The 15,290-nt window shown below is 70.2% G+C and carries 13 protein-coding genes and 2 riboswitches; of the genes, 4 read left to right on the top strand and 9 right to left on the bottom strand.

Annotated features, from left to right (window positions below; translation table 11 throughout):
• Nucleotides 1–19 precede the first annotated feature (19 nt).
• The 7 genes from U4Z64_RS24180 to U4Z64_RS24150 form a co-directional block, all read right to left on the bottom strand.
• Complete coding sequence (locus U4Z64_RS24180) at nt 20–592, bottom strand: DUF1993 domain-containing protein (RefSeq protein ID WP_321821297.1); 573 nt, start codon at nt 590–592, stop codon at nt 20–22.
• A 128-nt stretch (nt 593–720) separates the two neighbouring features.
• Entirely contained in the window at nt 721–1,173 is a 453-nt protein-coding gene (locus tag U4Z64_RS24175; protein ID WP_044843557.1) for a YaiI/YqxD family protein, read from the bottom strand.
• A gap of 84 nt (nt 1,174–1,257) precedes the next feature.
• On the bottom strand, nt 1,258–1,866 hold the full coding sequence (locus U4Z64_RS24170; RefSeq protein WP_321799596.1) for a vWA domain-containing protein: 609 nt from the start codon (nt 1,864–1,866) through the stop codon (nt 1,258–1,260).
• A 68-nt stretch (nt 1,867–1,934) separates the two neighbouring features.
• A complete protein-coding gene (locus U4Z64_RS24165) occupies nt 1,935–3,023 on the bottom strand; it encodes an ATP-binding protein (RefSeq protein WP_321821296.1) in 1,089 nt (362 codons plus the stop codon).
• Nucleotides 3,020–6,832: a cobaltochelatase subunit CobN gene (gene cobN, locus U4Z64_RS24160; RefSeq protein WP_321821295.1), complete on the bottom strand. Its 3,813-nt coding sequence runs from the start codon at nt 6,830–6,832 to the stop codon at nt 3,020–3,022. The genes U4Z64_RS24165 and cobN overlap by 4 nt, the downstream gene beginning before the upstream one ends.
• Nucleotides 6,833–6,838: 6 nt before the next feature.
• The gene (gene cobW, locus U4Z64_RS24155) at nt 6,839–7,936 is read right to left on the bottom strand and encodes a cobalamin biosynthesis protein CobW (RefSeq protein ID WP_321821294.1); all 1,098 of its coding nucleotides are present in this window, start codon (nt 7,934–7,936) and stop codon (nt 6,839–6,841) included.
• A gap of 25 nt (nt 7,937–7,961) precedes the next feature.
• A complete protein-coding gene (locus tag U4Z64_RS24150; protein ID WP_044843562.1) occupies nt 7,962–9,020 on the bottom strand; it encodes a HoxN/HupN/NixA family nickel/cobalt transporter in 1,059 nt (352 codons plus the stop codon).
• 184 nt (nt 9,021–9,204) lie between these two features.
• Nucleotides 9,205–9,468: riboswitch (cobalamin riboswitch) on the bottom strand.
• Between the two features lie 131 nt (nt 9,469–9,599).
• Nucleotides 9,600–9,836, top strand: a riboswitch (cobalamin riboswitch).
• 109 nt (nt 9,837–9,945) lie between these two features.
• Between U4Z64_RS24150 and cobA the strand changes: the two genes are divergently transcribed.
• The 4 genes from cobA to U4Z64_RS24130 are packed head-to-tail and all read left to right on the top strand — an operon-like array spanning nt 9,946 to nt 13,074.
• Nucleotides 9,946–10,755, top strand: a complete 810-nt coding sequence (cobA, locus tag U4Z64_RS24145) for a uroporphyrinogen-III C-methyltransferase (RefSeq protein WP_415750591.1) — start codon at nt 9,946–9,948, stop codon at nt 10,753–10,755.
• Nucleotides 10,752–11,129, top strand: a complete 378-nt coding sequence (locus U4Z64_RS24140) for a cobalamin biosynthesis protein (protein WP_044843564.1) — start codon at nt 10,752–10,754, stop codon at nt 11,127–11,129. Before cobA ends, U4Z64_RS24140 begins: the two co-directional genes overlap by 4 nt.
• A gap of 34 nt (nt 11,130–11,163) precedes the next feature.
• Entirely contained in the window at nt 11,164–11,766 is a 603-nt protein-coding gene (gene cobO / locus U4Z64_RS24135) for a cob(I)yrinic acid a,c-diamide adenosyltransferase (protein WP_321821293.1), read from the top strand.
• Between the two features lie 3 nt (nt 11,767–11,769).
• A complete protein-coding gene (locus U4Z64_RS24130) occupies nt 11,770–13,074 on the top strand; it encodes a cobyrinate a,c-diamide synthase (RefSeq protein WP_321821292.1) in 1,305 nt (434 codons plus the stop codon).
• A 35-nt stretch (nt 13,075–13,109) separates the two neighbouring features.
• On the opposite strand, the gene bamE is transcribed toward U4Z64_RS24130, so the two are convergent.
• Nucleotides 13,110–13,649: an outer membrane protein assembly factor BamE domain-containing protein gene (bamE, locus tag U4Z64_RS24125; RefSeq protein WP_321821291.1), complete on the bottom strand. Its 540-nt coding sequence runs from the start codon at nt 13,647–13,649 to the stop codon at nt 13,110–13,112.
• Nucleotides 13,650–13,899: 250 nt separating this feature from the next.
• The gene (locus U4Z64_RS24120) at nt 13,900–15,063 is read right to left on the bottom strand and encodes a M20 aminoacylase family protein (protein WP_321821290.1); all 1,164 of its coding nucleotides are present in this window, start codon (nt 15,061–15,063) and stop codon (nt 13,900–13,902) included.
• Between the last annotated feature and the right edge of the window lie 227 nt (nt 15,064–15,290).

The following is a 15,290-nucleotide window of genomic DNA, read 5'->3' as shown; positions in this document are numbered from 1 at the left end:
GGTTCGTCCGCTCGACCGTTCAACCCTGCGGAATCGTGCCGGGCCGCACGTAGGCCAGCATGTGCGGCACGTAGTCGGCCTTGCCGAGCTCGACGCCGTGATGGCGCAGGATCGCGTACGCCGCAATCGAATGAAAATAGAACTGCGGCAGCGCCCAGTCGCGCACGTACTGCTCGCCCGTCATGTCGAACGCGATGCCGTTCGGCAGTGCGAGCGCGATCGGCAGCGTGGCGCCACCGTCGAGGGCGTCGGGCGCGAGTTCGCCCAGGAACGCGATCGTGCCGGCTAGGATGCCCTGCGCGTCGCCCAGCGTGCCGGGCTGCGCATCGGCATGCCAGCCGGCTTCCCGCAACGCCAGCAGCGCGTCCGGCAGCGGTTCGCCGCGCAGCCGGTAGACGGGTTCCATCGCCTGGAAACACGAGAACCGCACCTGCGCCGCAAGCGGATACATGTCGGGTGCGAGCTTCAGTGCGAGCACCGCATCGGGCGCGTCGCCGGCGGCCTGCCGGTGCGCCACGGCCTTGTCGAGCCACGCGGATTGCGCGCGCAGCATCTGGGTGAACGTTGGAACGAGAAGTTGAGTCGGTGACATCCATGCCCTCCGGTGGGTCGTTCGCGCCACGACATCGATGCCGGGGCAGCATCCGTATTCTGCCGTAGCGGACGGTTCGACGCGAAACCGGTGGCGTATCGCACGACCGACCCGTGGGGCCTGATGGGTCAGGGCTTGCCGTGGCGTGCCAGGAACCGGTCGAGCTGCGACGCGAACGCCTTGCCGTCGCGTGCGCTGAACGGGGCCGGCCCGCCCGTATCGATGCCCGCGCTGCGCAGCTGATCCATCATCGCGCGCGTCGACAGGCGCTCCTCGATGTTCTCGCGGCTGAACCAGTTGCCGCGCGGGTCGAGCGCATGCGCGCCCTTGTCGAGGACGGCGGCGGCCAGCGGGATGTCGGCGGTGATCACGAGATCGCCGGCTGCCGCGAGCTCGACGATCCGCGCATCGGCCACGTCGAAGCCGGCCGGCACCTGCAGCGCCTTGATGAACGGCGACGGCGGCGTGCGCAGGAACTGGTTCGCGACCAGCGTCACGCAGATCTCGGCACGACGCGCGGCGCGAAACAGCATGTCCTTGATGACGGCGGGACACGCGTCGGCATCGACGAGTACTTGCATGGCAGGCATTCCGGTGAGTAGAAACGGCGATCATAGCGCAGCGCCGGCAATCGACCCGCCCGGCCCGCGCGCCCGATCACCGGATCAGCCGGCCAGCCCTGGGCACAGCGACGCGGCCGTCATCCATTGCGCGCCCCATGCATCGGCGAGCCGCCTGCCCTGCCCGATCCGCACCGCTGCATCGTCGAAATCGACGAACACGACGTGATCGGCGGCCGCCGGTTTCGGCGGTGTTTCGCGCGTGCGCCCGTCGGACAGCACCCACAGCCAGCGCTGCTGGTCCGGCGTGCGCCGTGCGGCGCCGGCGAGCAAGTGTGCGGCGGCGGCGATGCCGTCCGCAAGCGGCGTGCCGCCGCCGCCGTCCACCGGCTCGAGCCAGCGCGCATTCCACCAGCGCGGCACGGCCGGGCCGAAGCGCCGCGCGGCGCCGTTGCCGCCGAAACAGATCAGCGCGGTTGCCACGCGGTCGCGCGCGGCCTGGTCGAAGTACGCGACGATCAGCCCTTTCGCGAGCGCGAGCCGTTCGTGCGACAGCATCGACGCCGAACAATCGAGCACGAAGCAATGGAGTGCGCGCGGCGTGCCGGCCTGCTTGCGAAAACGCAGGTGGTCGGCGTGCAGCGGGCCGCCGCGCTTCGCGGCGAGCGTCGCCGGCCATGCAACGGCCGTGCCGGCACGCACCGTACCCGGCACGCGCGCGGCAGCGCCTGGCAGCCATCGAGGACCGCGAACGGTGTTCGCGGCGGCGTCGGCTCGATGGCTCAGCGTTTTTTTAGCGGCAGCGGCACCACGCCTTTCACGTCGCGCAGTCCGGCGGGCTCGGGCGGCAGGTAGCCCCAGTCGCCTTGCGACGCCGTTGCATCGTTTCGTGCCGCGCCCGGTCGATGATCGGGCTGCCGGTGCAGGTCCGGCGGCGCAGGGTCGTCGTGGTCGCCGCCGCCCTCTGCATTCGACTGCGACGCGCCCGACGACGGCGGCGCACCCGCATGACGCCGATGCCGCAGCACCGCGTCGGCCACGCGTTCGACATGGGACACCGTCACCGCGTCGGCCTGTTCCAGCGCCGCGAGCGCGCGCGCGGCGCGCAGCATCACGAGGTCGGCGCGCAGGCCGTCGACGGCCGCGTCGATGCACAGCGCGCTGACGCGCGCGTGAACCGCATCGTCGAAATCCAGCGTCGGCAACTTTGCCCGCGCCGCGTGGATGCGGTCGCGGAGGTCGCGCTGTGCAGTCGCGTGACGTGCGCGAAACGCATCCGGATCGAGATCGAACGCGAGGCGCGCCTTCACGATCTGCTCGCGCTGCGCGGCGTCGAAGCAGTTCGCGAGTTCGACCATCAGCCCGAAGCGGTCGAGCAATTGCGGGCGCAGTTCGCCTTCCTCGGGGTTCATCGTGCCGACCAGCACGAAGCGCGCGTCGTGCGCATGCGACACGCCATCGCGCTCGACCACGTTCACGCCGCTCGCGGCGACGTCGAGCAGCGTATCGACGAGCCCGTCGGCGAGCAGGTTCACCTCGTCGACGTACAGCACGCCGCGATGCGCGCGCGCGAGCAGGCCCGGCCGGAAGCGCACGCCGTTTTCGGCGAGCGCATGCGCGAGATCGAGCGTGCCCGTGACCTGCTCGTCGCTCGCCGACAGCGGCAGCGTGACGAATGCCCCTTCGGGCAGCAGTTCGGCGAGCGCGCGTGCGGCGGTCGATTTCGCGGTGCCGCGCGGCCCGCTGACGAGCACGCCGCCGAGCGACGGGTCGATCGCCGCGAGCAGCAGCGCCTGCTGCAGCGGTTGCTGCGCGACCAGCGCCGCGAACGGGAATACCGCGCGTGCGTGCTGCGTCGTCGGATCGGTCATCGCCGTCCTCCTTCCTGAAGTTGTTCGCTGTCGAGCCAGACCGCTTCGATCCGCTCGCGATAGTCGCCCGGCTGCTGCCACAGCCCGCGCTGCATCGCTTCGACGAAGCGTTCGCAGATGCCGTGCAGCGCCTTCGGGTTGTGGCGTTCGAGGAACGCGCGCGTGTCGTCGTCGAACAGGTACGCGTCGGCGACGAGCGCGTACTGGTGGTCCGACAGCACGCGCGCGGTCGCGTCGTAGCCGTACAGGTAGTCGACGGTCGCGGCCATTTCGGCCGCGCCCTTGTAGCCGTGGCGCTTGACGCCGTCGAGCCATTTCGGATTGACGACGCGCGAGCGGATCACGCGCGCGATTTCCTCGCGCAGCGTGCGCATCTTCGGCGCGGCCGGGTTCGCATGGTCGCCGTGGTAGATGCTCGGCTGCTGCCCGGACAGGTGCCGCACGGCCGCCGTCATCCCGCCCTGGAACTGGTAGTAGTCGTTCGAATCGAGGATGTCGTGTTCGCGGCTGTCCTGGTTCTGCACGACCACGTCGATCGTCGCGAGCCGCTCGCCGAACACGTCGGGCGCGGACTCGCCCGCGCTGTTCTGCGCGTATGCGTGGCCGCCCCACTGGCGGTACGCATCGGCGAGATCGGCGTCGCTCTGCCAGCGGCGCCGGTCGATCAGGTCCTGCAGGCCGGCGCCGTAGCTGCCCGGCCGTGCGCCGAACACGCGCCAGCCGGCACGGCGTCGCGCTTCGTCCGGCGCCACGCCCCGCTCGATCCACGTTGCGCGTTCGCGCTCGACGCGCGCGCGGATCGGGTTCAGTTCCTCGGGTTCGTCGAGCGCGGCCACGGCCTGCACGGCTGCGTCGAACAGGTGCATCAGGTTCGGGAACGCGTCGCGGAAGAAGCCGGACACGCGCAGCGTCACGTCGATGCGCGGCCGGTCGAAGATCTCGATCGGCAGGATCTCGAAGTCGGTCACGCGATGGCTGCCGTGCGCCCATTTCGGCCGCACGCCGAGGAGCGCGAACGCCTGCGCGACGTCGTCGCCGCCGGTGCGCATCGTGGCCGTTCCCCAGACCGACAGCCCGATCGCGCGCGGATAGTCGCCGTGATCCTGCAGATGACGTTCGATGAGCTGCTGCGCGGATTTCAGCCCGAGCGACCACGCGGCCTGCGTCGGCACCGCGCGCGTATCGACCGAATAGAAGTTGCGGCCCGTAGGCAGCACGTCGGGGCGGCCACGCGACGGCGAGCCGCTCGGCCCCGGCGGCACGAAGCGGCCGTCGAGCCCGCGCAGCAGCTGGCGCAGTTCCTCGCCGCCGCACGCGTCGAGCGCGGGCATCAGCGTCGCGCGCACGCGTTCGATGACGGCGAGCGTGTGCGGCCAGTCGCCGGGCGGCGTCGTGCCGATCCCGGAAGCGCCGGACGTGCCGGCCGCGCACACGCCGTCGAGCCACTGCTGCGCGAGCCGTTCGAGCCGCTCGCGCGTGTCGCCCGCATGGCGCCACGGCGATGTGTCGAGCGCCTGCAGCACGGCCGGCCGCGGGCCCGTCCACGGCGCGGCCCAGTCGGCCGCGAGCGGATCGAAATCGTCGCCGAGCGCGAGATCGCGCGCGAGCGCGCCGATCAGCCCCGCACGTTCGCCCTTGCCGTCGCCGACCGGAAAGCGCGCGAGCGCGAGCAGCGTGTCGCGGCGCTGACGGTCGGCCGGCGACGCGCCGAACACATGCAGCCCGTCGCGAATCTGCGCTTCCTTCAATTCGCACAGCCACGCGTCGACGCGCGTCAGCAGCGCATCTTCGTCGCCCGCATCGCGCGGCGGCGACACGCTCAGTTCGTCGTGCAGCCGGTGTTCGGCGATCGTCGCGAGGATCGTCTTGCGCAGCAGCTTCGCGCGCCGCGCATCGACCATCAGCGCCTCGTAGTATTCGTCGACCTGCCGTTCGAGATCCTGCAGCGGGCCGTAGTTTTCCGCGCGCGTGAGCGGCGGCATCAGGTGATCGATGATCACCGCCTGCGCGCGGCGCTTCGCCTGGCTGCCCTCGCCCGGATCGTTGACGATGAACGGATACAGGTGCGGCAGCGGCCCGAGCGTCAGGTCGGGCCAGCACGCGTCGGACAGCGCGACGCTCTTGCCCGGCAGCCATTCGAGGTTGCCGTGCTTGCCGAGGTGGATGACCGCGTCGATGCCGAACGCATCGCGCAGCCAGAAATAGAACGCGAGGTACGCGTGCGGCGGCACGAGATCCGCGTCGTGGTAGCTCGCATAGTCGTTCTCGCCGCGCGAACGCGACGGCTGGATGCCGACGAACACGTTGCCCGCGCGCCAGCCGGCGATCGTGAAGCGCCCCTGCCGCAGCGTCGGATCGGCTTCGGGCGGGCCCCAGCGTGCGTTCAGCGCGTCGCGCACGGCGGCCGGCAGCCGCGCGAAACGCGCAATGTAATCGGCCAGCGCGAAACTCTGGAACGCCGGGCGCAATGCGCGCACGGCCGGGTCGTTGGTCACGCCTTCGGTGAGCCGCGCGATCAGCGCGTCGCCGTCGGCCGGCAGATCGGCCACGCTATAGCCCGCGTCGCGCAGCGCCGCCAGCACGCGCAGCGCGGACGCCGGCGTGTCGAGCCCGACGCCGTTGCCGATCCGCCCTTCGCTTTGCGGATAGTTCGCGAGGATCAGCGCGATGCGCTTGTCGGCAGGGTCGAGCGTGCGCAGCCGGCACCAGCCGCGCGCGAGCGCCGCGACGAACGCGATCCGCTCGGCGTCCGGCTGGTAGCGCACGACGTCGACCTCGGTGTGCGGACAACGATACGCCAGCCCCTTGAAGCTCACCGCGCGGGTGACGATGCGCCCGTCGACTTCGGGCAACGCGATGTGCATCGCGATGTCGCGCGCGTGCAGCCCCTGGTTGTCGGCGACCCACGCGTCGCGGTTGCCGCCGGACAGGATCACCTGCAGCACCGGCGCGTCGCCGGCGAGCACGTCGGGCTCGGGGCTGTCGATCGCGCCGGCCGCGAAGGCCGTGGTGTTCAGCACGAGCGCGACACCGTGCGTGTCGCACAGCCGCGTGATGACCTCGCGGCTCACGGCATCCTTCAATGACGTGACCGCGATCGGCAGCGGATTGAGCCCTTCGCGCACGAGCGCATCGGCCAGCGCGTCGAACACGGCGGTGTTCGCGGCCTGCCAGTGCGCGCGATAGAACAGGATCGCGACGACGGGCGCGCCGGGCGTCCAGCGCGGACGCCAGTCGTCGACGCTCGCCGGGTCGCGCGCCGGGTGATACAGCGCGGCGGCCGGCAGCGGGCGCGGCAGCTCGGGTTCGTCGCCGACCCCGAGCGTATGGAACGCTATGCTGCGCAGCAACGCTTCGGCGTTGTGCATCCCGCCTTCGCGCAGATAGCGCCACCACAACCGGCACAGGTCGGGTGCGACCGTGCTCTTCGCGACGAGGTTCGGATCTTCCTGCAGGTCGCCCGAGAACATCGCGAGCTGCTGCCTGCGTTTCGACGCGAGCGACACGGCCTGTTCGATCCCGTACGGCCAGTACGCTTCGCCGCCCAGATGATCGATCACGACCGTCTTCGCGTGACGCAGCACGTCGTCGACATAGAAATCGACCGACGCCGGCTGCCGCAGGAACGTGACGTTCGCGAGCCGCACGCTCGGAAAGCCGGCCGGCAGCCTCGGCACGACGCTGGCCAGCAGCGACAGCGTCGTGTCGGCCGAGCTCAGGATCACGATGTCGGCCGGCTGCTGGTCGATCCGGACGACACCCTGCGTATCGTCGACGAAGCCGCCCGGCGTGGTGCGCAGCAGATGCATCGTGCGTTACGCCTGTTGCGGCTCGGCCGCGCACGCGACCTCGAACGCGCGCTGCAGCGCGGCCGCGTCGAGATCCTCGCCGATCAGCACGAAGCGGCTCGCACGCGGTTCGCCGTCCTGCCAGCGACGGTCGAAATAGCTGTCGAAGCGACGGCCGACGCCCTGGATCACGAGCCGCATCGGCGCATCGGGCAGCGCCGCGAAGCCTTTCGCGCGGTAGATCGTGTGCGTCTCGACGACACGCTGCAGCGCGGCGATCGTCGCTTCGCGCGAGCCGGCGTCGCCCGACACCACCACCGAATCGAAATCGTCGTGATGGTGATCGTGATCGCCGTCGTCGGCCGAGCCGTGATGGTCGTGGCGCAGGTGGATCGTTTCCTCCGATGCCGACTCGAGCCCGAGCAGCATCGCGAGATCGAGTTCGCCGCGCGTCGCGCGCACGATCTTCACCTGCGGCGGGATTTCCTCGCGGATCGCGGCTTCGACTTCGGCGAACTGTGCGTCGCCGACCAGGTCGGCCTTGTTCACGATCACGAGATCCGCCGACGACAGCTGATCGGCGAACAGTTCGTGCAGCGGCGATTCGTGGTCGAGGTTCGGATCGGCGCGGCGCTGCGCGTCGACGGCCTGCGGGTTCTCGGCGAACTGGCCGCTCGCGGCGGCCGGCCCGTCGACGACGGTCACGACCGCGTCGACCGTGAAGCTGTTGCGGATCGTCGGCCAGTTGAAGGCCTGCACGAGCGGCTTCGGCAGCGCGAGGCCCGACGTCTCGATCAGCACGTGATCGATGTCGGCGCGGCGCTCGACGAGCGCTTCCATCACCGGATAGAACTCCTCCTGCACGGTGCAGCACAGGCAGCCGTTCGCGAGTTCGTACAGCTGGCCCGACGCTTCGCTGCGGGCGCCTTCTGCGCCGTCTGCATCCTCGCAGCCGATCCCGCAGCCCTTGAGGATTTCGCCGTCGATGCCGAGCTCGCCGAATTCGTTGACGATCACCGCGATGCGGTGGCCTTCTGCATGCTGCAGGATGTGGCGCATCAGCGTGGTCTTGCCGCTGCCGAGAAAGCCCGTGACGATCGTGACGGGAAGCTTGCGTAGGGTCATGGTGGGTCCTGTGTCTAAAAGGGAGTCAGGCCGAGAGCGTCACGTCGATCTCGTCGTAGCGTTTGAGGCGGTAGATCGCGGCCGATACGATCCAGCACGCGACGAACAGGCCGATCACGACGTAGCCGAGCATGCCGAAATGCGATGCGACCATCGTCGCGAAATCCCATACCGGGCCCTGCAGCGAGAGTTTGTCCGCGAGCAGCGCGAGCACCTCGATGCCGCCGATCAGCGCGGCAACCAGCACCGACACGAACGTGATCGTCATGTTGTAGTAGATCTTGCGGATCGGCCGCACGTACGCCCAGCGGTACGCGCCCATCATCAGGATGCCGTCGGTCGTGTCGACGAGCGTCATGCCCGCGGTGAACAGCACCGGCAGCACCATCACCGACCAGAACGACAGGCCGCCCTGCACCTGCGTGGCCGAAATGCCGAACAGCGCGATCTCGGTCGCGGTATCGAAGCCGAAGCCGAACAGGAAGCCGACCGGATACAGGTGCCAGCTGCGCGACACGAGGCGGAACAACGGCCGGAACAGGCGGGCCAGCACGCCGCGCTGGTTCATCAGCATGTCGAGGTCGGCGTCGACGATCGGCTCGCCGCGGCGGGCCGCGCGAAACGTCCGGTACACGGAGATCAGGATCAGCAGGTTCGCGGCCGCGAGCACCAGCAGGAAGAACGCCGACACGCTCGTGCTGATCACGCCGCCCCAGGTCTTCATGCTCTCGAAGCGCGCGAGCGACGCCGCGGTCAGCGCGACCGCGACCGACATCACGATCACCACCGTCGAATGGCCGAGCGAGAAGAACAGGCCCGCGCCGAGCGGGCTGCGGCCCTCCTGCATCAGCTTGCGCGTGACGTTGTCGATCGCGGCGATATGATCGGCGTCGACCGCGTGGCGCAGCCCGAACACGTAGGCGAGCAGCGCGGTACCCAGCAGCACGGGCTGGTCGCGAAACGCGATGAAGGCCCAGATCCACGCGCCGACGTTGAATGCGACGAGCAATGAATAGATCGCGACGATTTTGCCGCGCAGCCCGGACGGGCTGTCGTTGAACAGGCGGAAGAACGAGTCGAGCATGATGCTCCTTTGCGAACGGTCGACATGATGAATGCCAACACGGCCGTCGTCGGCCTGCCCGCGGCGCTGGCCGTTCTTCGCCCCGGCCCGCACGCGTGCAGCGGCTGACGGATCGGCGAAGGAAGGGCAACGCCCGGGCGTCCGGCGAACTGCGGCCGTGGACGATGCGCCGCCTCCCCGCGGCGCTGAACCCCAACGTCTCGGCCGGTATCCGGGCTGACGAACACGCCGCTTCGCCTTCCCGGATGCGCGGCATCCAGTGGCGGTCGTCCGCATGCGGCAGGCATGCGGCGAAGCGGCGCTGCATCGCGCTGGGCGCGACGCGTTCGCTTACCGTTGCGGGGGCAGCACAGGTTGGCCCGACTGCGGCGCAGGCAGGCTCCCTGTTTCCCGTTTAACTGCGCGCGCCGGAGGAGCGCGCGCGAGCACCGAAACGCGTGCGAGTGTAGGCGGCGGTGCGGGGAGCGTCAAGGTAAAGGCGGAACGGCCCGCCGCGGCGCGTCCGGCGTGGTGGCGGCATCGCACCGGGGGCGCTTGCGGCGCCCGCGCGGCGGGTTCGCGCGGGCCGACCGCTGTGCTATCGTATGCGCCGCGTTCGGTGCTCGCATGCGCATTCCGCGCACGCAGTTAAACGGGAAACAGGAGGCGGAAGTCCGCCCGGCCTGTGCTGTCCCCGCAACGGTACGCCGCCCGCGCGCCGCGGTTCCCCCCGCACGCGCCCAGGCCGCCCGCGATGCCACTGCCCTTCAGCGGGCGGGAAGGCTGCGGCCTGGCAAGCGGCCAGCCCGGATACCGGCCGACGCAAGGGGCGAGCCCGCTGCTCGCCGAACGCCCGATCCGCGGGGGACGGATGGGGTGCGCTTTCCGCCCGCGTTCGCGCGGGCTTCGCCCGATCCGTCATGCCTTGCCTGTCCGCCGGCCGCCGATGCGCCGCTCGCTGTCCCCTTTCCACTGCCACGACACGGTGTGCGCCGTGCCGCGTCCGATGAGCCGCGCCTGGCTCGTCGGCGCCGGCCCCGGCGACGCCGATCTGCTGACGCTGAAGGCCGTGCGCGCGATCGCCGCGGCCGACGTGCTGCTCGTCGACGATCTCGTGAACCCCGATGTATTGCGCCATGCGCGCGCCGACGCGCGCATCGAGCACGTCGGCAAGCGCGGCGGCCACGCGTCGACGCCGCAGGAAACGATCGTCGCCGCGATGCTCGCGCACCTGCGCGCGGGCCGCAGCGTCGCGCGGCTCAAGGGCGGCGATCCGTTCGTGTTCGGCCGCGGCGGCGAGGAGCTGCTCGCGCTCGGTGCGGCGGGTTTCCCGGTCGAGGTCGTAAACGGCATCACGGCCGGTATCGCGGCCCCGGCCGCGCTCGGCATTCCGGTCACGCATCGCGGCGACGCGCAGGGCGTGATCTTCGTCACGGGCCACGGCGCGGGCGCCGACGAGCCCGACTGGCGCGCGCTGGCCGCGACGCGGATGACGATCGTGATCTACATGGGCATACGCCGGCTCGACACGATCGTGGCCGCGCTGCGTGACGGCGGCGTGCCCGGCGACATGCCGTGCGCGGCGATCGAGAACGCGACGCGCGACGGGCAGCGGCACGCGCTCGCGACGCTCGACACGGTCGTCGAACGCATCGGCGCCGCCGGTATCGGCTCGCCCGCGATCGTCGTGATCGGCCGCGTCGCGGCGCTCGCCGACGATCCGGCGGTGCGCGCGGCGCTCGGCGGCCGCGCATGATGCGCGTCGCGCTCGGCGTCGGTTTCCGCGCGGGCGTGACGGCCGCGCAACTCGATGCCGCGATCCGCGCGGCGCTGGCGCGCTACCCGGGCGCCGAACCGGCCGTCGTCGCGACGCTCGCCGACAAGGCGCGTGCCCGGCCGCTGCGCACGCTGTGCGCACGCCGCGGCTGGCCGCTCGTCGCGTTCGACGCGGCGCAGCTCGCGCGGTGCCCCGAACCGGCCTTGAGCCGCCCGTCGGCTGCCGCGCTCGCGCGTTTCGGCGTCGCGGGCGTGGCCGAGCCGTGCGCGCGGCTCGCGGCGCCCGATGGCCGGCTGCTCGGCCCCAAATCCATCCGGGACGGCGTGACGGTCGCGCTCGCCGGCCCGCTCTGAACCTTTTGTTTCGCTTTCGACAGGACGATTCCCGATGAAGACCGATGCCGAATCCCATCAGCGGATGACCGAACGCCGCCGCGCCGGCCATGAAAAGAAGCAGGCTGCCGCCACGCTGGAAAAGGGCCTGCTGATCGTCAATACCGGCAACGGCAAGGGCAAGAGCACGGCCGCGTTCGGCATGGCCGTGCGCGTGCTCGGCCATGGCATGCGGCTCGGTGTCGTGCAGTTCATCAAGGGCGCGCTGCACACGTCCGAGCGCGACTTCCTCGGCGCGGTCGCGCAATGCGACTTCGTGACGATGGGCGACGGCTATACGTGGAACACGCAGAACCGCGACGCCGACATCGCAACCGCGCGCAAGGGCTGGGACGAGGCGCGCCGGATGATCGAAAGCGGCGAGTACCGGATGGTGATCCTCGACGAGCTGAACACCGTGCTGAAGTACGAATACCTGCCGCTCGACGAAGTGCTCGCGACGCTCGTCGCGCGCCCGGAATCGGTGCACGTCGTCGTCACCGGGCGGCATGCGCCCGATGCGCTGATCGACGCAGCCGACCTCGTCACCGAAATGCGGCTCGTCAAGCATCCGTACAAGGAGCAAGGCGTGAAGGCGCAGCCCGGCGTGGAGTTCTGAGCGATGCCGGCCTGCCCCGCGCTGTTCGTCAGCGCGCCCGCGTCCGGCCAGGGCAAGACGTCGGTGACGGCCGGCCTCGCGCGGCTGCACCGGCGGCTCGGCCGGCGCGTGCGCGTGTTCAAGACCGGGCCGGATTTTCTCGATCCGATGCTGCTCGAACGCGCGAGCGGCGCGCCCGTGCACGCGCTCGACCTCGGCATGGTCGGCGAAGCCGGCTGCCGCGCGCTGCTCGCCGATGCGGCGCGCGACGCGGACCTGATCCTGATCGAAGGCGTGATGGGGTTGTTCGACGGCACGCCGAGCAGCGCCGATCTCGCGGTCGCGTTCGGCGTGCCGGTCGTCGCGGTGATTGCCGCGAAGTCGATGGCGCAGACGTTCGCGGCGATCGCGTTCGGGCTCGCGCGGTTCCGGCCGGAGGTGCCGTTTCACGGCGTGCTGGGCAATCGTGTCGGGTCGCCGCGACACGCGGAACTGCTGCGGCAGGCGCTGCCGGACGACCTGCGCTGGCTCGGGCACGTGCCGGCCGATGCGGGCATCGCGCTGCCGGAACGGCATCTCGGCCTGCACCAGCCGGCCGACATCGGCGATCTCGACGCGCGTCTCGAGCGTGCGGCCGACGTGCTCGCGCAGACGGCGCTCGCCGAATTGCCGCCGGCCGTCGCGTTCGCGGAACCGGACGTTCACGCCGCGCTGCCGCGCGCGCTCGCCGGCAAGCGGATCGCGATCGCGCGCGATGCCGCGTTCTCGTTCATCTATCCGGCCAATCTCGCGCTGCTCGACGCGCTCGGTGCGCAGCTGACGTTCTTTTCGCCGCTTGCGGACGAACCCGTGCCCGACGATTGCGATGCGCTGTTCCTGCCGGGCGGCTATCCGGAACTGCACGCGGCGACGCTCGCGGCGAATGCCGTGACCGCGCGGACGATTCGCGCGCATGCGGCGGCCGGCCTGCCGATCGTCGCGGAATGCGGAGGAATGGTGTATCTGTGCGAATCGCTGACCGACGTGGACGGCGCGACGACGCCGATGCTCGGACTGTTGTCAGGCCATGCGACGATGCAGCGCCGGTTCGCGGCGCTCGGGATGCAGCAGCTGGACACGCGCACCGGGCCGATGCGCGGTCATACGTTTCATTATTCGCGGCTCGATACGCCGCTGGCGCCGGCGGCGACGGCCGCGCGGCCCGACGGCGCGCCCGGAAGCGGCGAAGCCGTGTATCGCGCGGGCCCGATCGTCGCGACCTACATGCACATGTACTGGCCGTCGAATCCGGAGATGGCGGCCGCGCTGTTCGGCGGCACGGCATTCTGACGAAAAATACCCCGGGACACCGCGCGGCTGCGCGGTCAGGGTTTTTCGCGGCCCGGCGCTTCCGAGCGCGAAGTCCGGATCACGGTGCCGTCGGGGGAGAAATGCGCGTTGAACATCGCGTCGCCCGATACGCCGCCCTCGGCCCAGTGCCAGCTCCACACTTCCTCATGGCTCAACGCGTATTGCGCGACCTCGGTCGGCTTGCCGAGCAGTTGCCGTACGTCGTCCTTCGACATCCCCGGCACGACCTTCGCGATGTTCGCCGCCGTCAGCGCCTGCGTGATCGACACGAGCCGGCCGTCGGGCCCGAAATCGAGCATGTACGTGCTCGTGCCGTACGGGCCGCGCGGATACTCGAAACGCTGCGAGCCGTCGTCGCCCTGCCGGACCATCTCGGGCTTGCCCGCCTGGCGCAGCACGTCCTCGGTCGTCGAGACGCCCGGCCGCAGATTGCCGAACGCCATCGGATCGGGCTTGATCGCATTCACCGCGTCAGCCACCTTCTGGTCGTCGCATCCGGCCGCCAGAACGCCGACCGCGCAAGCCGTCAGCGCGGTCAGAAACTGTTTTCGCATGTCGTCCACACCTGTATTCATCGAGCCGATCCGGCGTCGCGCGCAGCGTAGCACGCGGCCCGTGCCGTCGATGTCAAGGAGCGTCAAATTCAGCGCGTGAGCGTTTCCAATGGAACAGGAGCCTGGGCGAGGGTTTGCGGTAGCTCTTGTGTAGCGCCTTTGGCGCGTTTCCAATGCGTCCCGCGCGGCCGGTGTCATGGCCGCGCGGGGGCGCACCGGGCGGCGGTGCCCACGTCGATGCGACGCGGCGTCACACCAGGAAGGTCTCCGCCAGCTTGACCCAGTACGATGCGCCGATCGGCAGCGCCGCGTCGTTGAAGTCGTAGCCGGGGTTGTGTACCATGCAGCCGCCCTCCCCGTCGCCGTTGCCGATGATCAGGTAGCAGCCCGGCCGCTTCTCGAGCAGGAACGCGAAATCCTCGCTGCCGGTGAGCGGCACCATCCCGTCGATCAGGTTCGCTTCGCCGACCCACCCGCGCGCGACACCGCGTGCGAACGCGGTCATCTCCGCATCGTTGACGAGCACCGGATAGCGACGCTGGTAATCGATCGTCGCGGTCGCGCCGAACACGGCCGCCTGCGCATGAACGACTTCCTTGATGCGTGTCTCGAGCAGGTCGCGCACCTCGGGCTTCAGCGCGCGCACGGACAGGCGCATCTGCGCACGGTCGGGAATCACGTTCGGCGCCTCGCCCGCGTGGATCGCACCGACCGTGACGATCGCCATGTCGAGCGGCGATACGTTGCGCGAGACGATCGTCTGCAGCGCGATGACGATCTGCGCGCACACGACGACCGGGTCGATCGCCTTGTGCGGCACCGCGCCGTGGCCGCCCCGCCCCTGCACGTCGATGGTCACGGTATCGGACGACGCCATGAACGGCCCCGGCAGGAAGCCGAACTTGCCCGTCGGGAAGCCCGGCATGTTGTGCATCGCGAAGATCGCGTCGCACGGGAACTGCTCGAACAGCCCGTCGTCGAGCATTTTCTTCGCGCCGCCGAGCCCTTCCTCGGCCGGCTGGAAAATCAGGTTCAGCGTGCCGGAAAAGCGGCGCTCGCGCGCCAGGTGCTTCGCGGCCGCGAGCAGCATCGCCGTGTGGCCGTCGTGACCGCACGCGTGCATCTTGCCGGGGATCGTGCTCTGGTACGGCAGGCCGGTCGACTCGTGGATCGGCAGCGCGTCCATGTCGGCACGCAGGCCGAGGCGCTGCGTGCCATTGCCCACCTTCAGCTGCGCGACGACGCCCGTGCCGCCGAGCCCGCGCTGCACCGTGTAGCCCCACGCCTGCAACTGCCCGGCGACGAGATCGCTCGTCGCGAATTCCTCGAAGCCCAGTTCGGGGCGGGCATGAATGCGGTGCCGGATCTCGATCATTTCGTCGGCGAGGCCTGCGGGGATCACGCTGTGCGTCACGGTGTCGTCTCCTGGGTTCCGTGGGGAATGTGCAGGCAAGGATAGTCGGTTGAGCGGCAACCTGACAGACAGAAAGTCGTCGCTGAGACAACCTTGAGTTGCCGGTCTATCCTCCGGCACAAGACGAATCGCACGGCGGGAGGAAACCGGCCATTCGGGCGACTGCCGGCCACGCATCGGGATGCGGGACACTGCGAGTTCGTCTTGATTTCTCGGGTGGGAGTGCA

It is taken from the genome of Burkholderia sp. BCC1996 (assembly GCF_905339955.1).
In the GTDB taxonomy this organism is placed as follows: domain Bacteria; phylum Pseudomonadota; class Gammaproteobacteria; order Burkholderiales; family Burkholderiaceae; genus Burkholderia.
This window is presented reverse-complemented; position numbering and strand designations above follow the sequence as displayed.